General features: G+C 74.3%; 14 protein-coding genes. 6 read left to right on the top strand and 8 right to left on the bottom strand.

Annotated features, from left to right (window positions below; all coding sequences use genetic code 11):
* Positions 1-15: 15 nt before the first annotated feature.
* The 3 genes from CP982_RS08305 to CP982_RS08295 all read right to left on the bottom strand — a co-directional run bounded on the left by CP982_RS08305 (position 16) and on the right by CP982_RS08295 (position 2,932).
* Positions 16-780, bottom strand: a complete 765-nt coding sequence (locus CP982_RS08305) for a LamB/YcsF family protein (RefSeq protein ID WP_150509931.1) — start codon at positions 778-780, stop codon at positions 16-18.
* Between the two features lie 86 nt (positions 781-866).
* Positions 867-1,634 (bottom strand): putative hydro-lyase, encoded by a 768-nt coding sequence (locus CP982_RS08300; protein ID WP_229879017.1) that lies wholly within the window; start codon positions 1,632-1,634, stop codon positions 867-869.
* The gene (locus CP982_RS08295; protein WP_150509930.1) at positions 1,631-2,932 is read right to left on the bottom strand and encodes an MFS transporter; all 1,302 of its coding nucleotides are present in this window, start codon (positions 2,930-2,932) and stop codon (positions 1,631-1,633) included. The genes CP982_RS08300 and CP982_RS08295 overlap by 4 nt, the downstream gene beginning before the upstream one ends.
* A gap of 234 nt (positions 2,933-3,166) precedes the next feature.
* Between CP982_RS08295 and CP982_RS08290 the strand changes: the two genes are divergently transcribed.
* The 4 genes from CP982_RS08290 to CP982_RS08275 all read left to right on the top strand — a co-directional run bounded on the left by CP982_RS08290 (position 3,167) and on the right by CP982_RS08275 (position 11,241).
* Complete coding sequence (locus CP982_RS08290) at positions 3,167-3,871, top strand: GntR family transcriptional regulator (protein WP_150509929.1); 705 nt, start codon at positions 3,167-3,169, stop codon at positions 3,869-3,871.
* Between the two features lie 93 nt (positions 3,872-3,964).
* The gene (locus tag CP982_RS08285) at positions 3,965-5,491 is read left to right on the top strand and encodes a hypothetical protein (RefSeq protein WP_150509928.1); all 1,527 of its coding nucleotides are present in this window, start codon (positions 3,965-3,967) and stop codon (positions 5,489-5,491) included.
* A gap of 76 nt (positions 5,492-5,567) precedes the next feature.
* Positions 5,568-6,461, top strand: coding sequence for a hypothetical protein (locus CP982_RS08280; protein WP_150509927.1), 894 nt, complete (start codon positions 5,568-5,570; stop codon positions 6,459-6,461).
* Between the two features lie 91 nt (positions 6,462-6,552).
* The gene (locus CP982_RS08275; protein ID WP_150509926.1) at positions 6,553-11,241 is read left to right on the top strand and encodes a hypothetical protein; all 4,689 of its coding nucleotides are present in this window, start codon (positions 6,553-6,555) and stop codon (positions 11,239-11,241) included.
* Between the two features lie 18 nt (positions 11,242-11,259).
* Here the strand turns inward: CP982_RS08275 and CP982_RS08270 are convergent, their stop codons facing one another.
* The 5 genes from CP982_RS08270 to CP982_RS08250 form a co-directional block, all read right to left on the bottom strand.
* Positions 11,260-12,375: an aromatic ring-hydroxylating oxygenase subunit alpha gene (locus CP982_RS08270; protein WP_150509925.1), complete on the bottom strand. Its 1,116-nt coding sequence runs from the start codon at positions 12,373-12,375 to the stop codon at positions 11,260-11,262.
* Between the two features lie 10 nt (positions 12,376-12,385).
* Positions 12,386-13,582, bottom strand: a complete 1,197-nt coding sequence (solA, locus tag CP982_RS08265) for an N-methyl-L-tryptophan oxidase (RefSeq protein WP_150509924.1) — start codon at positions 13,580-13,582, stop codon at positions 12,386-12,388.
* A gap of 30 nt (positions 13,583-13,612) precedes the next feature.
* Positions 13,613-16,147, bottom strand: coding sequence for a GcvT family protein (locus tag CP982_RS08260; RefSeq protein ID WP_150515374.1), 2,535 nt, complete (start codon positions 16,145-16,147; stop codon positions 13,613-13,615).
* A gap of 104 nt (positions 16,148-16,251) precedes the next feature.
* Complete coding sequence (locus CP982_RS08255) at positions 16,252-17,337, bottom strand: S-(hydroxymethyl)mycothiol dehydrogenase (protein ID WP_150509923.1); 1,086 nt, start codon at positions 17,335-17,337, stop codon at positions 16,252-16,254.
* 190 nt (positions 17,338-17,527) lie between these two features.
* Positions 17,528-18,271, bottom strand: a complete 744-nt coding sequence (locus CP982_RS08250; RefSeq protein ID WP_150515373.1) for an IclR family transcriptional regulator — start codon at positions 18,269-18,271, stop codon at positions 17,528-17,530.
* Between the two features lie 775 nt (positions 18,272-19,046).
* Here CP982_RS08250 and CP982_RS08245 point away from each other — a divergent pair.
* Positions 19,047-19,403, top strand: a complete 357-nt coding sequence (locus tag CP982_RS08245; protein ID WP_150509922.1) for a bifunctional 3-phenylpropionate/cinnamic acid dioxygenase ferredoxin subunit — start codon at positions 19,047-19,049, stop codon at positions 19,401-19,403.
* Positions 19,400-20,941 (top strand): NAD(P)/FAD-dependent oxidoreductase, encoded by a 1,542-nt coding sequence (locus tag CP982_RS08240; RefSeq protein ID WP_150509921.1) that lies wholly within the window; start codon positions 19,400-19,402, stop codon positions 20,939-20,941. Before CP982_RS08245 ends, CP982_RS08240 begins: the two co-directional genes overlap by 4 nt.
* Positions 20,942-20,975: the final 34 nt, after the last annotated feature.

Below are 20,975 nucleotides of genomic sequence, written 5' to 3'. Positions count from 1 at the left end.
GCTCGCGGGAGGCGCTCACGCGAACGCCTCCACCCGGACGCCCGCCGCCTCCAGGCGCGCGCGGACCTGCCGGGCGAGCCCCACCGCCCCCGGTGTGTCGCCGTGCAGGCACAGGGAGCGGGCGCGGACCGGGATGCGCTGGCCGCTGTGCGCGGTCACCGTGCCGGACCGGGCGATCCCGACGGACCGCTCGACGACGGCGTCCGCGTCGGCGATGACGGCCCCGTCGGTGCCGCGCGGCACCAGGGTGCCCTCGTCGGTGTACGCGCGGTCCGCGAACGCCTCGGTGACGACGGGCAGTCCGGCCTTCTCCGCCGCCTCCAGGAGGCGCGATCCGGGCAGGCCGAGCACCGGCAGGCGGTCGTCGGCGAGCAGCACCCCGTCCACGACGGCGGCGGCCTGCTCGGCGTCGTGGACCACGCGGTTGTAGAGCGCGCCGTGCGGCTTCACGTACGACACGCGCGCGCCCGCGGCGCGGGCGAACACCTCCAAGGCGCCGATCTGGTAGGCCACTTCGGCCGCGAGCTCAAGGGGCGGTACGTCCATCGCGCGCCGCCCGAAGCCCGCCAGGTCGCGGTAGGAGACCTGGGCGCCGATCCGCACGCCCCGCTCGGCCGCCCGCTCGCACACGCGCCGCATGGTGGCCGCGTCGCCTGCGTGGAAGCCGCACGCCACATTGGCGCTGGTGACCACGGACAGCATCTCCTCGTCGTCGGTGAGCCGCCAGCGGCCGAAGCCTTCGCCGAGGTCGGCGTTGAGGTCGATCGAGGCCCAGGTCATGAACGTACTCGCTCCTGTTCGTTGTCGCGTGCCCACGCACGGTGCCCACGCGCGCGTGGGCACCGTGCGTGCCGCTCCGGGTCGTCTCAGGCCACGCGGTACTGCTCGTCGCGCGCGTCGGTGAGGAACATGTGGCCCGGCGCGTGCGTGAGCGCGAACGGCGGCCGGGAGGCCATCACGGCGGCCTGCGGCGTGACTCCGCACGCCCAGAAGACCGGGATGTCGTCGGCCTCGGCGTCCACCGGGTCGCCGAAGTCGGGCTTGTCGAGGTCGGTGATGCCGAGCCCGGCCGGGTCCCCGCAGTGGACGGGGGAGCCGTGCACGGCGGGCAGCAGGGAGCTCTCCCTGATCGCCGCCGCCAGGTGCATGGGCGGGACCGGGCGCATGGAGACCACCATGGGCCCCCTCAGCCGCCCCGCGGGCCTGCACGGGCGGTCGGTGACGTACATGGAGACGTTGCGGCCCTGCTCGATGTGGCGCAGCGGCACGCCCGCCGCCGCGAGGGACCACTCGAAGGTGAAGCTGCACCCGATGAGGAAGGCCACCAGGTCGTCGCGCCAGTGCGCGACCACGTCGGTGGGCTCCTCGACCAGCTCGCCGTGCTCCCACACGCGGTAGCGCGGCAGGTCCGTGCGCAGATCGGCCCCCGGGGCGAGCGGCGTGGTCCAGGAGCCCGCGTCGGTGACGTCCAGGACCGGGCAGGGCTTCGGGTTGCGCTGGCAGAACAGCAGCATCTCGTACGCCCAGTCGGCGGGGACGGCGATCAGGTTCGCCTGGGTGCGCCCCGGGGCCCAGCCCGCCGTGGGGGCGCTCAGGCCCGCCCGGAACCGCTTCCGTGCCTCGGCGGGGGTCACAGCAGCTCCCTGCCGCGCGTCTCCGGAAGCCCGAGCAGGGCGATGACGGCGAGCGCGTACCCGAACGCGCCGAAGATCAGCGCGCCGCCGGTGCCCCAGCTGTCCGCGAGGAAGCCCACGGTGGTGGGGAACACGGCGCCGATCGCACGCCCGGTGTTGTACGTGAAGCCCTGTCCGGTACCGCGCACGGCGGCCGGGTACAGCTCGCTGAGGAACGAGCCGAAGCCGCTGAAGATGGCCGACATGCAGAAGCCCAGCGGGAAACCGAGCACAAGGAGAAGGCCGTTGGCGCCGTCGGGGATGTTCGTGTAGGCGACGATGCTGGCCGCGGAGAGGAAGGCGAACAAGGTGATGTTGCGCTTGCGGCCCAGTTTGTCGGTGAGGTACCCGCCGGTCAGATAGCCGAGGAAGGCGCCGGAGATCAGGAACGTGAGGTACCCGCCGGTGCCGACGACCGTGAGGCCGCGGTCGTCCTTGAGGTAGGTGGGCACCCAGGTGGCGAGCGTGTAGTAGCCGCCCTGGACGCCGGTGGACAGCAGGACCGCGAAGAGCGTGACGCGCAGCAGGTCCGGCTTGAAGATGGCCGTGAAGGAGCCCTTGTCGGCGCTCTTCTCGCGCGCGGCGGCCGCCTCCGGGGCGTCGTGGACGTTCCGGCGTACGTAGACCACGAGCAGCGCGGGCAGGGCGCCCGTCCAGAACATCACGCGCCAGGCGACGTCGTCGTCCATGAACTGGAACACCAGGGTGTAGACGATCGCGGCGAGACCCCAGCCCACGGCCCAGGCGCTCTGGATCGCGCCGAGCGTGCGGCCGCGGTTCTTCGCGCTCGCGTACTCGGCGACCAGGATGGCGCCGACGGCCCACTCGCCGCCGAAACCGAGGCCCTGGAGGGCGCGGAAGACCAGCAGGGTCTCGTAGTTGGGCGCGAAGCCGCAGGCGACGGTGAACACCGCGTAGGTGATCACCGTGATCATCAGGGCCTTCACACGGCCGATGCGGTCGGCGACGACGCCCGCGACCGCCCCGCCCACGGCGGAGACGACCAGCGTGACGGTGGTGAGCAGACCGGTCTGGCCGCTGTTCAGATCGAAGTACGCCTTCAGGGCGACCATCGTCAGCGGCAGCGTGAAGTAGTCGTAGGAGTCGAGCGCGTACCCGCCGAAGGCGCCGGTGAAGGCCCGGCGGCCGCGCGGCCCGAGCGCGCGCAGCCAGCCGAACGCGCCGTCGTCGTCGGGGGGTCGGGCGTCGCCCCGGGGGTCGTCGACGGATATCGGGGAGGGCGGTGGGGTCGTGCTCATGGGCACCTCGCAGAGGGGTTGGCGGTGCTGGAGGGTGCTTGTGATGAGCGGTGCCGAAGGGGGTCCGGAAGCGCCGCGGGTGCTGTTGACGGGCTGAGCATGACGGCGCCCTGCGGGGAGCGGGAGCCGCTTGCCGGACAACGTAGAGGATTGTTCAACGATCCCTCAATACCCGTGTTGTTTCGTTCTTGTCCCTGCGGTTGAATCCCGGCATGGCTGAGGGAATCGCTGAGCATGGCTGAACTGACGGGTCTCGCCGACGACCGCGCGCTGCTGGGCCGCACCAGCACCGCCGAACGCGTCGCGGACATCCTGCGGAGCCGCATCGCCGAGGGGTACTTCCCACCCGGCACGCGCCTGTCCGAGGACAGCATCGGCGGCGCGCTCGGCGTCTCGCGCAACACCCTGCGCGAGGCCTTCCGGCTGCTCACCCACGAGCGGCTGCTCGTCCACGAGCTCAACAGGGGCGTGTTCGTGCGGGTCCTGACCGTCGACGACGTCGAGGACATCTACCGCATCCGGAAGCTGGTCGAGTGCGCCGTCGTCCGCGGCCTCGGACAGCCGCCGTACGCCGTCGACGGACTCGCGGCGGCGGTCGCCGAGGGAGCGGCGGCGGCCCGCGCGCGCGACTGGAAGGGCGTGTCCACCGCCAACATCCACTTCCACCGCGAGCTGGTCGCGCTCGCCGGCAGCGACCGCACCGACGAGCTGATGCGCAGCGTCTTCGCCGAACTGCGGCTCGCCTTCCACGTGGTGGACGACCCGCGCCGCCTGCACGAGCCCTACCTGGCCCGCAACCGACAGCTCCTGGAAGCCCTCCAGGCCGGCGCGGGGCCCGAGGCGGAGGGGCTGCTCGGGGAGTACCTGGACGACTCGCGGCGCGGCCTGGTCGACACCTACGCGCGCCGCGTGGCGGAGGGCGGCCTCGGCACCAGGTGAAGCGGGGAGCGGGCCCGTCGCCGGCGCCGGGTCCCGCACGGTGCATCTGCGTCGTTTCGACCGTTGTCAGACCGAGGACCTAGTCTGTGCACCGTGACTTCGCCTGCCGTATCGGACACCGCTCCGCCCCAGCTCAGCGCGGGGCCGCGGCCCGCGCCGGGCCCGGCCGCCGACGAGGGCCTGGCGCGGCGCCTGCGCGCGCTCGCGTGCACGGCGCCGCTGCACGACCTGGACGCCCGCAAGGCCAACCTCGCGGGGGAGTACTCGGTGTACGCGATGGCGGAGGTGGCCCTGTCCGCCATCGACCTCGTCACGCTGAACATGGACTTCGACACGGGCGCCGACCACGAGCAGATCGTCGCCCGCCTGCTGCCCCGCGTCGCCGCCCAGGCCCCGCGCCGCCCGGCCGCCGAGCACGAGCGCGTCGCCCGCTGGGTCCTGGAGAACCTGATCAACGTCGGCAGCGTGGACCGCGGCTTCCGCGCGGTCTACGGCACCTTCGACCAGGACGGGACGTACGTCCGCCGGGACTACGACTTCAAACTCATCGAGGAAGTCCCCGGATACGGCGGCGGTGTCTACCTCCGCACCACCGACGAGGCCGTGAACGTCCTGGTGGGCGCCCTCGACACGGACGTCACCAGCGCCCAGATCGCCGCCGAGGTGAAGCTGGAGGTGCTCATCAGCCGGGGCCGCCTCGCCGACGCCCAGCTCGCCGCCGAGCAGGCGCGCTACCGCACGGTGCAGTACTCGGAGACCCTCCGCAAGGCCCTCGACGCCACCCGGCGCAACGTCCGCGCGGTGGACTGGCTCAACGCGGTCCCCGACATGATCGCCGAGGCCCTCGACCACGTCGCCGACCGCTACCGCCACGAGAACGCGATCCTGACGAACATCCGCAAGGCCCGCGACGAGTCCGAGGACCCCGAGCAGAAGCGCCGCGCCGCCGAGCTGGTCGACATCGTCAAGGACTGCATCCGCCGCCACACCCAGCTCCAGTCCCGGCTCCTCGAAGCGGGCCCCCTGTTCCGCGCCGAGCAGGACCGCCAGGCCTTCGCCACCCCCGCCGCGCGCACCGGCCTCGACCTGTACGGCCAGCTCGTCGCCCCCGTGCTGCCGCTCCCCGCCGAGCAGGCCACCCGGGTCACGGACGCCTTCTTCGCGCACGGCACGGGCCTGCGCACCCCGGTGTCCGTGCGCGTCGGCGACCTCGTCGACATACTCCTGACCCCGCCGATAGAGCGTGAGCACCTGGGCGCCGAGATGCCCGAGCCCGACCTCATCGCCACGCCCGACGACAGCCGCTTCAGCGAGGAGCAGCTGGCCGGCGCGATGGAGCTGCTCGCCCTGCCGCCGGACGCGCCGCGCAGGCTCTCCGGGCTGCTCGCCGACGCCCGCCGCCGCGACCCCGACCTGCCCTATCTGGTCGCCCTGCTCGCCGTGCACGCGGCGAGCCCGCCGGTGGGCACCGCTTACCGCCAGGGCGAGGAGCGGCTCCTGTTCGCCGTGGACGACGGCACGGACCTGGACGACCCGGAGTTCGGCGGCGCCGACCTCATCGTCGGCACGGCCCTGCTCGACGCCGCGGGGATGGCCGCCGACCGCACGGAGGCGGCGTGACGCCCCGCGCCCGCGGCGCCGCCCCGGGCACCCCAGGAGACGTACGACCGAACCACCGCAGCAAGGAGCCGCAGCCGTGACCGACCACCCCGCAGAGCACGCCGCGTGGGGCGAGCCGGACTCCGCCCCGGACCCGGCGGCCGCCCCGGCCGTCACCCCGGCCGACGCCGCCGACGCGGCCCGGCTCGTGGCCTTCGGCCTCCAGCCCAAGCTCCAGCCCGCCCGCGACCAGGAGTACGGCGAGCTGCTCCGCCGCTACCGCGAGGACCCGTCCTTCGCGCGCCTCGCCGACGCCGTCGCCACCGGCCTCGGCCTCGTCGTCCTGGAGGTGTCCCCGCGCGCGGGGATGGCGGTCACCGCCGCCGAGGACTCCGTGTTCGCCGTGCGCATGGGCGACTACGCCCGGCGCGCCGCCGCCGACTCCACCGACCGCTTCCTGCACGGCCTCGCCCACCTCGCCGTCGCCGCGATGGCCTTCCCGCGCCCCGAGGACCTCGCCGACGACGGCTACATCGGCCGCGTCACCGTCAACGGGGTCGACGCGTTCGTCCGCCAGGCCTGCCGCCGTCTGGAGGAGCGCGCCGAGGAGCAGGGCGAGAACACCGACCCGGCCACGAACGCTCCCGGCCTGGAGTCCGCCTGGCGCATCTGGGCCCGGCGCAGCTCCACCGGAGCCACCAAGGACGCGCGCAGACTGGCCGGGTCCACCACCGGCATCGTCGGCAAGGCCGCCGCGTTCCTCACCGAGTCCGGCTTCCTCCAGCGCACCGGCGACGACTCCGGCGGGACCTACCGCACGACAGCGCGCTATCAGTTCCAGGTGCGCGACATGGCGGGCAGCGCCGCCATGGCCGAGCTCCTGGAGCTCGGCGTCGTCCCCGTCACCGATGGCTCGGCCACGCTCCTGCCCCCCGACGACACCGACGACCTGGAGTTGGTGGCCGACGCGGGCCTGCCGTTCCACTCCTGACCCCTCCCGGGGCCGGGCCCCGCCACCGGGGACCTGCCCCGCCGCCCGCCGTTCCGCACGAGTCACCGACTTACGACGAGAGTCCGCCGCCATGTACGAGCTGTCCCGGGTCCGCCTCTACTCCATCGGACCTGCCGGTGCCCGCTACGCCGACACCGTCCTCGACCTGCGCGGCGTCGGCGACGTGGTGCCCGACCCCGCGCCCGCGCAGGCGGAGTTCTTCGAGGAGGAGCCGGTCGGCCCGCCGCGCAGGCCCGCACCCGCCGGAGTGCTCTTCCTGGAGAACGGCGGCGGCAAGTCGGTCCTGCTCAAGCTGATCTTCTCGGTGATGCTCCCGGGCCACCGCAACACCCTGGGCGGCGCCAGCTCCGGCGTCCTGCGCAAGTTCCTGCTGGCCGACGACTGCGGCCACGTCGCCCTGGAGTGGCAGCACACGCTGACCGGCGAGTGCGTCGTCGTCGGCAAGGTCAGCGAGTGGCGCGGCCGCCAGGTCTCGAACGACCCGCGGAAGTTCGCCGAGGCCTGGTACTCGTTCCGGCCGGGACCCGGCCTGAGCCTGGACTCGCTGCCCGTCGCCGAGTCCACCGCCGTCCGGGCCGCCGCGGAAGGCGCGTCGGGCGCGCAGGGCCGCCGCCGCACCATGAAGGGCTTCCGGGACGCCCTGACGGAGGCGGGCAAGGCGTACCCGCACCTCGAAGTGCACTGGGAAGAGATCCACGACCGGTGGAACGAACACCTCGGTGACCTGGGCCTCGACCCCGAACTCTTCCGCTACCAGCGCGAGATGAACGCCGACGAGGGCGAGGCCGCGGGCCTGTTCGCCGTCAAGAAGGACTCCGACTTCACCGACCTGCTGCTGCGCGCCGTCACGGACACGCGCGACACGGACGGCCTCGCCGACCTCGTCCACGGCTTCGGCAACAAACTGGGCCGCCGCGCCGAGCTCATCGCCGAGCGGGACTTCACCGCGGGCTCCGTCGACCTGCTCGGCCGGATCGTCGACGCCGCCGAGACCCGGGCACGCGCGCGTGACGTGCACGCGGGCGCCGAGCGGCGCACCCGCACCCTCGCCCGGCGCCTGTCCGCCCGCGCCGTCGAGGAGCGCGGCCGCGCCGCGGACCTCGCCGAGCAGGTCACGGCCGCCGCGCACACCGTCACCTCGGCCGAGCAGGCCCGCGAGCGCTCCGCGCTCATCTCCGCCGAACTGGCCTACCGGCACGCCTCCTTGGCGCTCACCGTCGCCGAGAAGGCCGCCACCGCCCAGCGCCGCGAGCTGGCCGACGCCCGCACCCTGCACGCGGCCTGGCAGGCCGCAGAGGCCGTCCTGCGCCACCGGGCGGCCGCCGACCGCTCCGCGCGCGTGGCCGCCGCCATCCGCGAGGCCGAGCGGGACGCGGCCCCCGCGCTCGCCGCCCGCGCCAAGGCCGCCGCCGACCTCGTCCGGGCGCTGCACACGGCGGCCGAGGACGCCGAGGCGCACGCGAACGAGGAGGAGGAGCGCTCCGCCGCCCTCCAGGAGACCGGCGAGGCCGCCCACCGCGACGCCACCGCCGCCGCGACCGAGGCGCAGCGCGCCCGCAGCGAGACCGGTCACCTGCGCCAGCGCCTGGCCGAGGTCGAGCAGGAGACGGCGGAGGCCGTCCGCGCGGGCTGGCTCGACGACAGCGCGCCCGACGCCGACCCGGCGCGCGCGGCGCTCGCCGCGAGCGACGCCGAGAAGACCGCCGTCGCCGCCTGGGACACCGCCCGCGAGGCCGGGCGCAGGGCCGCCGAGCAGGCCAAGGAGGCCGCCGCCGCGGAGGCCCGTGCCGAGCTGACCGCGGCCCGCGCCGCCGACGCCGCGACGGCCGCCGAGCAGGCGTACGACGCGGAGCGGCGCACCGCCGAGTCCCTCGCGCGCGACGAGCGGCTCGTGGAGCTCCTCGGTCTGCCCGGTGCCCCGAGCGAGGGCGCGCCCGGCGCCGGAGTGCCGCAGCCGCGGCGCGCGGCCGCCGACGACGCCCCCGGCGGCACGCCCGACGCGGCCGCGACCGCCGACCACGAAGGCCGCCCCGGAGAGACCGCGGCCCTCACCGCCGAGCACCTCGACCACAGCGCCGACGATCTGCGCGCCCTCCTGGAGGACGGCGTGGCCGCCGCCGAGCGGCAGCTGTTCGAGCTGCGCACCGCGGCCGCCGACGACTCCCGCATCCTCGGCGCGCTCGGCGACGGCGGCCTGCTGCCGCCGGGCCCCGACGTCCTGGCCACCGTCGAGTTCCTCGGCGAGCAGGGCATCCCGGCACTGCCCGGCTGGCGCTATCTCGCCCAGGCCGTCGACCCCACCGACCACGCGCGCGTGCTCGCGGCCCGGCCCGAGCTCGTCGACGGCGTCATCATCACCGACCCCGACACGCACGTGCGGGCCCGCGAGGCGCTCGCCGGTGCCGCCCTGCTGCCGCGCTCCACCGTGGCCGTCGGCACGGCCGCCGCCTTCCTCGCCCCGGCCCCGGGCGACGAGGCCGCGACGGAGGACGCCGTCTTCCTGGTGCCGCCGAACCCGGCCATGCACGACGAGCACGCCGCCGACGAGGAGCGGCAGGCCCTGCGCGCCCGCGCCACCTTGCGCGACGACGAGATCCGCGTGCTCGCCCAGCGCCTGGCCAAGGACCGGGAGCTGGCCGCCCGGCTCACGTCCTGGCGCTCCGGCTGCCCGGCCGGGCGCCTCGGCGAGCTGGCCGTCGCCGCGCGCGAGGCCCGCGCCTTCGCCGAGGAGGCGGAGGCCGAGCTGACCGAGGCCCGCACCGTCCGCGCCGAGGCCGACGAGGTCGCGGGCGACGCCGCGCGCGTGCGCGACGAGCGGCAGGAGGCCGCCCAGCGCGCCCGCCGCGCCGCCGACGCACTCGCGGGCCTCGCGTTCCGACTGCGCGAGCGCGCCGGATGGCAGACGAAACTGCGCGAACTGGCCGACGAGGCCGTGGAGTCCGAGGCCCGCGCCCAGACCTGCCTCGACCGCGCCCGCGCCGCCGACGAGGACCGCCGGGCCGCGCAGCGTGCCGCCGACGACGCCCGGCGCACCGCCCGCGCGCTGCGCGCCGAGCGCGCCGAGATCGCCGGCGCCCCCGAGGACCTCGCCCTGGACGAGGACGCCCCCAAGACCTCGCTGCCCGCCCTGCGCGAGGCCTACCGCGCGGCCTCGCAGCTCTACGAGAAGGTCGGCGTCGGCGCCGACCTGCGCGCCGAGCAGGCCCGGGCCGAGAGCGACGAGTCCGCCGCCCTCGCCGAGCTCGACCGGCTCAGCAACAAGGTGCGCACCCGCGCCGCCCAGCTCCTCGAAGGCACCGACGGCGCCGACGGCCCCTCCCGGCAGGCCGCCGCCGCGCGCGCGGAGGCACAGGTCCAGCTCATCGAGTCCCGCGCGTCCGCCGCCAGCGAGCAGCTCGGCCGTCTGCGCGGCGAGGCCGAGCGGCACGCGCCCGAGGACGGCGACGCGCACACCGAGCTGCCCGAGGACCTGGCGCCCGCCGACGCCGAGCACGCCCAGGCGCTGCTGCGCACCGCCACGGGCGAACTGGCCGCGCACAGCGAGGCCCTGACCCGGGCCAAGGAGGCGCACGCCGTACTCCTGCGCACCCACCGCGCCACCGAGGACGCGGCAGGCGGTTTCGACGAGACGGCCGCGCTCCTGCGCGACCTGCTGCGCGAGCACCACGAAGCGGACGAGGACGAGCAGCCCGAGCCCCACCCCGGCACCCTGGAGGAGGCCCGGCAGGCCGCCGCCGAGGCCCGCCGCTCGCTGCGTGGCTGCGCCGCCGACCTGTCCGCGGCCGAGACGGCGGTGCGCGAGGCCAGCGACATCCTCGTCCGGCACGCCAACTCCACCCGCTACGAACAGGTCCGCACCCCGGCCCGCCAGCAGATCCGCGAGCTGCCCGCCGCGGCCCTGCCCGAGCACGCCAAGAAGTGGGCGGACGCCTTCGCGCCCCGCCTGCGCGTGCTGACCGACGAGCTGGAGCAGCTGGAGCGCAACCGCGACAGCATCGTCGACCGGCTGCGCGGCCTCGTCGAGTCGGCCCTCGCCACCCTGCGGTCCGCCCAGCGCCTGTCGCAGCTCCCCGAAGGCCTCGGCGAGTGGTCGGGCCAGGAGTTCCTGCGCATCCGCTTCGAAGAGCCCGACCAGGCCACGCTCGTGGAGCGCCTCGGCGTTGTCATCGACGACGCCACGCGCGCGGCCGTGAAGAAGAACTCCGACCTGCGAAGGGACGGAATGTCCCTGCTGCTCAGGGGAGTTCAGGCCGCCCTGGAGCCGCGCGGCATCGCCGTGGAGATCCTCAAGCCCGACGCCGTGCTGCGCGCCGAGCGCGTCCCCGTCGGCCAGATGGGCGACGTGTTCTCCGGTGGCCAGCTGCTGACCGCCGCCATCGCCCTGTACTGCACGATGGCCGCCTTGCGGTCGAACGACCGGGGCCGCGACAAGCACCGCCACGCGGGCACCCTGTTCCTCGACAACCCCATCGGCCGCGCCAACGCCACGTACCTCCTGGAGCTCCAGCGGGCCGTCTCGGACGCCCTCGGCGTGCAGCTGCTGTACACCACCGGCCTGTTCGACACGACGGCGCTCGCGGAGTTCCCGCTGGTCATCCGCTTGCGCAACGACGCGGACCTGCGGGCGGGCCTGAAGTACATCAGCGTCGAGGAGCACCTGCGGCCGGGCCTGCCGCAGGAACAGCAGGCCCCGGCCGAGGAGACGGTGCACGGGGAGATCACGGCGACGCGGATGTACAAGCGGCCCGCGACGACCTGAGGCACACGCGCGTGGTGCTCAGCCGAGCAGCCGGGTCACCCAGTCGTGGAACTCCCCGATGTGGTGCTCGGTCGGCACGAGCACCCCGCCCTGCCGGTAGGCCCGGGAGCTCATGGCGGGCTGGGTGCGCTCGCACGCCGCGAAGTCCTGCTCGTTGACCCGGTGGAAGAGCTCCACCGACTTCGACAGGTCGGCCCCGGAGGCCACGACGTCGGGTGCGTACAGCCAGTCGCACTCGACGACCGTCCGGTCCACGGCGAGCGGGAACATGCGGTGCAGGATCACGTGGTCCGGTACGAGGTTCACGAACACCGTCGGCCTGACGGTGATCGCGTAGTAGCGGCGGTCCTGGTCGTCGGCGACCTCCGGGAGGCGCGCGAAGCCCGCGCTGCCGTCGACGGTGAAGCCGCGCACCTCGTCGCCGAAGGCCGCGCCGTGCCCCACGTAGTACTGCGCGGCGAAGCCGTCGGTGAACTCCGGCAGGACGTCGGTCAGTTCGGGGTGGATGGTCGCGCAGTGGTAGCACTCCATGAAGTTCTCGACGATCAGTTTCCAGTTGGCGCGCACGTCGTAGCGGACGCGCCGTCCGATGGCCAGGTCGTGGAGGCGGTAGCGCTCGATGGCCGCCGGGTCGCCGAGGCGTGCGGTGACGTCGCCGACCACGGTCTCCTCGAAGGACGGCGGCTCGTCGGCCAGACACACCCAGGCGTAGCCGAGCCACTCCCGCAGCGCCACCGCCACCAGGCCGTACGCGGTGCGGTCGACGTCCGGCATCCCGGTGAGGTTCGGCGCCGCGACGAGCCTGCCGTCCAGGCCGTACGTCCAGGCGTGGTACGGGCACTGGAGGCCGCGCCGCACCTCGCCCGCGTCGTCCGCGCACAGACGGGCGCCCCGGTGCCGGCAGACGTTGAGGAAGGCGCGCAGGCCGCCGTCGCGGGCGCGGGTGATCAGGACGCTCTCACGGCCGACCTGGACGGTGCGGTACGCACCGGCCCTGCCGAGGTCGGCGGCGCGCACGGCGCACACCCACAGCGCCTCGAAGACGCGCTCCCGCTCCCGCTCGAACACCTCGGGGTCGGTGTACGAGCGGCCGGGCAGGGTCGCGATGAGACTCGTGGAGACCTGGGTCGTCACGTCGGTCCTCCTAAGCGGGCGCCGCGGCGGGCAGCGGGCCGGTGATCCGGCGCGGGTCGAACAGCTCGACGGGGTGCGCGGTGGCGCCGTCGAGCGCCAGGTCGGCGACGATCTCGCCGACGACCGGCACGAACTTGAAGCCGTGCCCGGAGAACCCGCAGGCGACCGTCACCGACTCCGGGTGGGCGGGGTGCCGGGCGATGACGAAGTGCTCGTCGGGCGTCGTCGTGTACATGCAGGTGGCGGCCTTGAGCAGGCGCCCCGGGAGCAGCGGGATCTGGCGGGACATGTGGCCGGCCATCGCGGCGACCTCGTGCGGGTGGACCGTGCGGTCGATGGTGTCCGGAGTGCAGACCTCGCCCTTGCGGAAGAAGGCCACCTTCGCGCCGAGTTCGGGGCCGTCGATCGCGGGGAAGCCGTACGCCTGGACGCCCTCCGGGTCCTCCCACACGTAGATCGGATGGTGCTCGGGCAGGAAGGGGCCCACGCCGCCGGTCGGCTGGAACCAGTACATGATCTGCCGCTCGATCGTGAACGGCACCCCGAGGTCCGCGAGCAGTTCGGGCGCCCAGGCGCCGGGGCAGATCACCAACTGGCCCGCGGTGTAGGTGTCATCGGGCGTGTGCACGCGTACGCCGGCGCCGCACGGCTCCCACCGGACGACCGGCTCCTCGAAGCGCAGGTCAGCGCCCTGCCGGGTGGCGAGCTGGAGGTGCGCGGCCACGGTGTTCTCCGGCCGCAGCAGGCCCGCGCGCCGCTCGTAGAGCGCCACCTCGTCGGCGCGGGGCGCGAGCGTCGGGAAGCGGCGGCGGATCTCACGGGCGTCGAGCATCTCGTGCGGAAGGCCCCAGGTCTCGGCGGAGAGCCGCGCCCCGGAGACGACCCGCCCGTCGGGCCTGCCCACCATCACGCCGCCGCACAGGATCGCGATCTCGCGACCGGTGTCCCGCTCCACCTGCTCGTACAGCTCGTACGCGCGCAGCAGCAGTGGTACGTACGCGGGGTCCTCGAAGTACGACTGGCGCGTGACCCGGGAGCCGCCGTGGCTGGAGCCGCGCTGGTGCACGGGGCCGAACCTCTCCAGACCGAGGACGCGGGCCCCGCGCGCGGACAGGTGGTGGGCGGCGGCGCTGCCCATGCCGCCCAGGCCGATCACGATCACGTCGTACGTGGGAGTGGTGCGGGTGGCGCGGGTGGTGCGGGACATGCGGTCTCCAGGGGGGCGGTGGGGGAGGGGCTAGCACCGGATGCGGGTCATCTCGGGGTCGAAGAGGGGTTCGTCGGCGACCGTCGCGGGCAGCCGCTCCCCGAAGTACTCGATGTGCGCGGGCGCTCCGGCGGGCAGCGGCGGCAGCCAGGCGTAGGCGACGCAGCGGCCCAGCGTGTAGCCGTACGCGGCGCTGGTGACGTATCCGGCCGCGGTCCCGTCGACGTACACCGGTTCTTTGCCGAGGACGACGGCGGCCGGGTCGTTCAGTAGCAGCGGGGTGAGCCTGCGGGGGCCGGGGGCGCGCTCCGGCAGGGCTGTGCGGCGCTGTGACGGGGGCACGGGGTGCTCACGCAGGGCCGTGCGGCGCTCCAGCAGGGCCGTGCGGCCGACGAAGTCGCCTTTGTCCTCCCGCACCGCGAAGCCGAGCCCGGCCTCGTAGGGGTCGTGTTCAGTGGTCATGTCCTGGCCCCAGGCGCGGTAGCCCTTCTCCAGGCGCAGGCTGGCGAAGGCGGACCGCCCGGCCGCTACGACGCCGAGGTCCCGCCCCGCGTCCCACAGCGTGTCCCACAGGCGCAGGCCGAGGTCGGCGGTGGTGTACAGCTCCCAGCCGAGCTCGCCCACGTAGCTCAGACGCAGTGCCGTCACGGGGACGTCGCCGATGTACGTCCGCCGGGCCTTGAAGTAGCCGAAGGCCGCGTGTGAGAAGTCGTCGTGGGTGAGCGGCTGCACGAGTGCGCGGGCGCGCGGGCCCCAGACACCGACGCAGCAGGTCCCCTGGGTGATGTCCCTGATGTGCACGTCGTCCGGCGCGTGCCACAGTAGCCAGGAGAGATCGGCGGGGGAGTTGGCGCCGACCTGGAAGTGGTCGGGGGCGAGCCGTGCCACGGTCAGGTCGGAGCGGATGCCGCCCGCCTCGTCGAGAAGGAGGGTGTAGGTGACCGAACCGGGCTTCTTGTGAAGGTTGTTGGAGGTCATGCGTTGCAGGAAGGCCGGCGCGCCGGGGCCCGTGACCTCCAGACGGCGCAGCGGCGTCATGTCGTACAGCGCGACCCGTTCGCGTGTCGCCCGCGCTTCGGCGGCGGCGATCGGTGACCAGTGACGGGCGGACCAGGCGTCCCGCGCGGGCAGCTCCAGGCCCGCGGTGAGCGGCGTGTTCGCCTCGTACCAGTGCGGGCGCTCCCAGCCGCCGCCCTCCAGGAACACGGCGCCGAGCTGTAGTTGGCGGGCGTAGAAGGGGCTGACGCGCAGCGGGCGCGGCTGGTCGATCGGCTGCTGCGGGTGGATCACGTCGTAGACCTCGACGAACTGCTGGGCGCCGCGCCGCGCGACATACGCGGGGGAGCGCTGCGCGTCCTCGAAGCGCGTCAGGTCGCAGTCGTGGATGTCCGTCGAGGGCCTGCCGTCGACCATCCACTCGGCGACCGCCTTGGCGACGCCCGCCGAGTGCGTGACCCACACGGCCTCGGCGAGCCAGAAGCCGCGCAGCGCCGGGGACTGACCGAGCAGGGGCATGCCGTCCGGAGTGAAGGAGAAGACACCGTTGAAGCCCTCGTCGACCGCCGACTCCTTGAGGGCGGGCAGCAGACCGCAGCAGTCCTGCCAGCTCGGCGCGAAGTCCTCCTCGGTGAAGGGACGCGCCGACGGCATCGCGGGCACGGTCCGTCCCCGCGCGGCGGCCTCGTCGTACGAGTCGACCGTGAACGGATCGACGGGCAGCGGCCGGTGGGCGTACGAGCCGATGCCGATGCGGTCGGTGTGCTCGCGGAAGTACAGATCCCTGTCCTGGAACCGGAGGATGGGCCGGGAGGCCTCGGTGCGCGGGTCGTTGAGGCCCGCGAGCTCGGGCAGCGGCCGCGTCTTCGCGTACTGGTGGGCGAGCGGCTGCAGCGGTACGTCGACGCCCGCCATCCGTCCGATCACCGGACCCCAGAAGCCCGCGGCCGACACCACGTGGTCGGCGGGGAAGGTGCCGCGGTCCGTGACCACGCCGGTGACCCGGCCGCCGGCGCGCTCGACACCGGTGACGGTGTGCCGGTCGAGGAAGCGGGCGCCGCGCCGGGCGGCCCGGTCGATCTGTGCGCGGCAGGCGGCCACGGCCCGGGCGATTCCGTCGTCGGGCGTGTGCAGACCGCCGAGCACCTGTCCGCTGTCGAGCAGGGGCCACAGCTCCGCGCACCGCTCCGGGCCGACGAGCCGCGCGCGCACGCCCCAGGACGCGGCGAGCCCGGCCTTGCGGCGCAGATCGGCCCAGCGCTCCGGGGTGGTGGCCAGCTCCAGGCCGCCGACCGGGTGGAAGCACGGCAGCCCGTCCACGGTCAGGGAGGTGAACTTCCGCACGGTGTAGGCGGCGAACTCGCTCAGCGTCTTGGACGGACTGGTCTGGAAGACGAGCCCGGGCGCGTGCGACGTGGAGCCGCCCGGGGCGGGCAGCGGCCCCTGTTCGAGGACGGTGACATCGCTCCAGCCGCGCGCGGTGAGCTCGTCGGCGAGGGAGCAGCCGACGATTCCGGCACCGATGACGACGACGCGGGGGCCGCGGGGGCTGCGGGGTCTGCGAGGGATGCGGGGGCCGCGGGAGTGGTCTTGTGGGCGGTCTTCCGAGAGGGCATCCGGGCGGTATCCCGGGCGGTATCCCGGGCGGTCTTGTGGGCGGTCTTGTGGGGGAGTCACAGGACCACCACCGAGCGCAGCACCTTGCCGTCCCGCATCCGGTCGAACGCCGCCTCGACCTCGTCGAGGGCGATCCGCTCGCTGACGAAGGCGCCGAGGTCCAGCCTGCGGCGCACGTACTGGTCGACGAGGATCGGGAAGTCCCGCGTGGGCAGACAGTCGCCGTACCAGGAGGACTTGAGGGCGCCGCCGCGCGAGAAGAGGTCGATCAGCGGCAGTTCGACGGTCGTCGCCGGGTCGGGCACGCCGACCTGGACGAGGGTGCCCGCGTGGTCGCGCATGTAGAAGGCCTGGCGGTAGGTCTCGGCGATGCCCACCGCGTCGATCGCCACGTCGACGCCGAAGCCGCCGGTGAGCCCGCGCACCGCCGCCACCGGCTCCGTGCCCCGGGAGTTGACTGTGTCCGTCGCCCCGAACCGCGTCGCGCCGTCGAGCTTCGCGTCGTCGACGTCGACCGCGATGACGCGCCTGGCTCCGGCGAGCGCGGCCCCGGCGATCGCCGCGCAGCCCACGCCGCCGCAGCCGATCACGGCGACGGTGTCACCGCGGCGCACGCCGCCCGTGTGCACGGCGGCTCCGTACCCGGCCATCACGCCGCAGCCGATGAGGCCCGCCGCCTCCGGGCGCGCGGCGGGGTCGACCTTCACGGCCTGGCCCGCCGCGACCAGCGTCTTCCGCGCGAACGCGCCGATGCCGAGCGCGGGGGTCAGCGGCGTGCCGTCGAGGAGCGTCATGGACTGGGCCGCGTTGCGGGAGTCGAAGCAGTACCAGGGGCGGCCGCGCAGACAGGAACGGCAGGTTCCGCACGGTGCGCGCCAGGCGATGACCACGTAGTCGCCGGGGCGCAGCCCGTCGGCACCCTCGCCGACCGCCTCGACGGTCCCGGCGGCCTCGTGCCCGAGCAGGAACGGGAAGCCGTCGCCGACCGCGCCGTCCCGGTAGTGCAGATCGGTGTGGCAGACCCCGCAGGCCTGCACGGAGACGAGTACCTCTCCCGGTCCGGGATCCGGCACGACGATCGTCTGCACCTCGACGGGTGCGCCCTTCTTCGCGGCGACGACGCCACGGACCTCGTGTGGCACGGCCAGGCTCCTCTGCGGGGGACCGTTGCGCGAGTGCGCGCAAACGCGGGCTGTTGTTGCGTACTCCACGGTTCGTTGCGCTATCAGGAACATCGTGCGAGCGGCATCGAGGAGCCGTCAAGAGGCCGTCAAAGGGTGAACGCGAACGCCCGGCGGCACGCCGACGGCGCCCCGTGGGTGCGGCTCGTGGTCAGAGGCCGTAGCCCATGCGGCGTGACAGGTCCACGGCCGCCGCGACCGTGCGCTTGGCCAGCTCGGTGAGCCGGTCCTCGGTCAGCCGGTACACCGGCCCGGACGCGCTGAGCGCCCCGATCACCTTGCCGTCGTGCGCGCGCACCGGCGCGGCCACGGCGGCGAGGCCCACCTCGAACTCCTCCACGGCCGTCGCGAAACCCCGCTCCACGACGGTCTCCAGCTCGCCCCGCAGCGCCACCGTGCCGGTCACGGTGCGCTCGGTGAGCCGCGGCAGCGTCCGGGCGACCAGGCCTTCGCGCAGCGTCGTCGGGAGATGGGCGAGCAGCACCTTGCCGCTGGAGGTGGCGTGCAGCGGGGTGCGGCGGCCGAGCCAGTTCTGCGCGGTCACGGACGCGGGTCCGCGCGCCTGCATGATGTTGACCGCGGCGTCGTCGTCGAGGACCGCGATGTTGACCGTCTCGCCCAGCTCGTCGGCCAGTTCGCGGCAGACGGGGCCGCCCTCCTGGGAGATGTCCATGCGCACGGCCGCGGCGCCCGCGAGGCGCAGCACGCCCGCGCCGAGGAAGTACTTGCCGCGGTCCTTGGCCTGGCCGACGAGGCCTCGGTTCTCCAGGACCCCGAGCAGCCGGAACGCCGTCGACTTGTGCACGCCCAGCTCGTCGGCGATCTCCGTGACCCCGGCCTCGCCGTGCCGGGCGAGGATCTCCAGGACGCTCACGGCCCGGTCCACGGACTGCACCGAGCCCGCGGCCGCGCGGGACTGCCGCGCGCGGGACCTTCCGGTCTTCGCCGCGTCCTGACGCGGCTCCTCGGTCTGGTCAGGGCTTTTCGGCGTGCGGGTCATATCTCAACTCTCACCACTCGGCGGCGATTGACGCCGCGTCTCAGGGAAGCCCTTGACTCCGTGGGCGTCCCACCGGATTCTGTTGCGCATAGCACTACGTGGTGCGCCATATGAAACTTCATGTTACCGAAGAGTCCTCAGCCGAAACGGGGCCGGACAGGGCTGAGGTCTCCTGACAGAGCTGGATATGGGGTCGGGGTCAGGGCTGCGGCCGCGGCTGTGGCCGGGCTCCGGGCGGGAGTTGAGCTTCCCCCTCGCCGGATCCCGACCTGGCCGGGGCCGGACGTCTCGGCCCGGGACTCGGCGCGGACCTCGGGCCTCACCGGGGCCTCGCCGCATCCGGCCAGGACCTGAGCCTCCACTCCAGGTCAGAAGCCCGAACCTCCGTGTCCGGACCAGGGCTTGAGCCCCGGCACCCGACCGGAGACCGAACTTCCGGTCCTGTCCGGGCACCGAAGCTCCACCCCTGCCGGGAGCCGAGCACCCGTCGGGCCACACGAACCGAGCCAAGCACCGAGACACCGAGGCACCGAGCCAAGCGCGAGCCACGAGCCAAGCACGAGGCACCGAGTCAAGCCTGAGGCACCGAGCCAAGCACCGACCCGGCCCAACCGCTCCGGTCCGGGCCCAGCTTTCCACCACATCCGACCGAGAGATCCAGAGGGACGCCATGATTCCCGTCTGCCGCCTCGACGACCTCCCCGCCGGCGCGTCCGCCCGTCTCGACACCACCCCGCCCATCGCGGTGTTCAACGCCGACGGCGCCCTGTACGCCATCGACGACACCTGTAGCCACCAGGACGCCTCCCTCTCCGAGGGCTGGCTGGAAGGCTGCCAGATCGAATGCCCCCTGCACGCCGCCTCGTTCGACCTCAGGACGGGCGAACCGACCTGCCTGCCCGCGCGCCGCCCCGTGCGCACGCACCGCGTGAGCGTCGTGGAGGGCATGGTCCACGTCCATGTGACAGACGCGCCTTCGATCCCGGCCGAGGCGGGCGCGGCGGCGGGGGAGGGCTCCGCCGCATGAGGACGGTCATCGTCGTGGGCGCCTCCCTCGCCGGGCTCCACGCGGTCCGCGAGCTGCGCGCCCAGGGCTTCGACGGCCGCCTGGTGGTCATCGGCGCGGAACCCCACATGCCCTACGACCGACCACCCTTGTCCAAGTCCTTCCTCAAGGGCCCGGCCTCGGGCCCGGGCCCCAAGGCGTCCATGGCCGATGGGGCCATCGCCGCTCCGACGGCCGACGTGACCGGCCCGGCCCCGACGGCCCCGACGGCCGACGTGACCGGCCCGCCCCCGACAGCCGATGCGACCGGCCCGGCCCTCACGCTCGCCGCCACCGGCACGGCCCCCGCCGCCGCCACGGCCCCCGGTGCCGCCGCCACGGCCCTGGGTGCCGACGCGACCGGTACGCCTCCGACGGCCGACGCGGTCCGTACTCCCGGCACGCCCGGCCCCAGCACCAGCACCGCCCCGGCCTCCGACACCACCGACGAGCCCACCCTCGCCCTGGCCGACGCCGACGAACTGGCGGACCTGGACGCCGAATGGCTCCTCGGCACCCCCGCCAGCGGCCTCGACACGGGCAGCCGCGCCGTACTGCTCGCCGACGGCCGCGCGGTCATCGGCGACGGCGTCGTCATCGCTACCGGCGCGGCGGCCCGGAGCTTGCCGGGCCCGCCCCTCGCCGGGGTCCACACCTTGCGCACCCTCGACGACGCCCGCGCTCTACGCACCGCGCTGACCAGCGGCCCCCGCCGAGTCGTGGTGATCGGCGGCGGTTTCATCGGCGCGGAGACCGCGTCGTCGTGCGTGACGCTCGGCCATGACGTCACCGTCGTGGAGGCGGCGCCGCTGCCCTTGGTCCCTCAACTCGGCCCGGACATGGCCGTGTTCTGCGCCGACCTGCACCGGCGGGGCGGCGCGCGGCTGCTCACCGGCACGGGCGTCGCGGGCCTGCGCCCCGGGCTTCGTTCGGCCACGCGAACGGCTTCCGCGTGGACGGCCTCAGCGTCCACCCCGGACGGCAGGGTCGCCGCAGTGGAGCTCGCCGACGGTCGCCTACTGCCCGCCGACGTTGTGATCGTCGGCATCGGCGCGTACCCCAACACCGCCTGGCTGGAGCACACATGGCTCGACGGTGGCCGTGGGGAGCTGCGCGGCGGAGTCCCCTGCGATCAGGGCTGCGTGACCGCCCTGCCGGAGGTGGTGGCCGTCGGCGACGTCGCCCGTGTCGGTGGCGTCCGTGCCGAGCACTGGACGAGTGCCACGGAGCAACCCCGCGTAGCTGTACGCAACTTGCTCGCAGCCCGCACCGTGGAGACCGCGAACGCTCTCCCCTACTTCTGGTCGGATCAGTACGGCTCCCGTCTCCAGTTCGCGGGCCACCGCCCCACCGAGGCCACGGTCCGCGTGGAGGAAGGTGGTCTCGCCCCGGACGACGATGGCTTCCTGGCGGTGTACGAGTACGAGGGTCGCCCGACCGCCGTCCTGGCGGTGGACCGCCCGCGCGCGTTCATGCGAGCCCGACGAGAGCTGCGGGCCAGGCTCGCGGCCGCGCTGTGACGGCACAGAGGACGCAGTGTGACGGCACGCAGGG

Source organism: Streptomyces spectabilis (genome assembly GCF_008704795.1).
Lineage (GTDB): Bacteria > Actinomycetota > Actinomycetes > Streptomycetales > Streptomycetaceae > Streptomyces > Streptomyces spectabilis.
The sequence above is the reverse complement of the archived record's forward strand: the minus strand, read 5'-3'. Positions and strand labels throughout refer to the sequence as shown.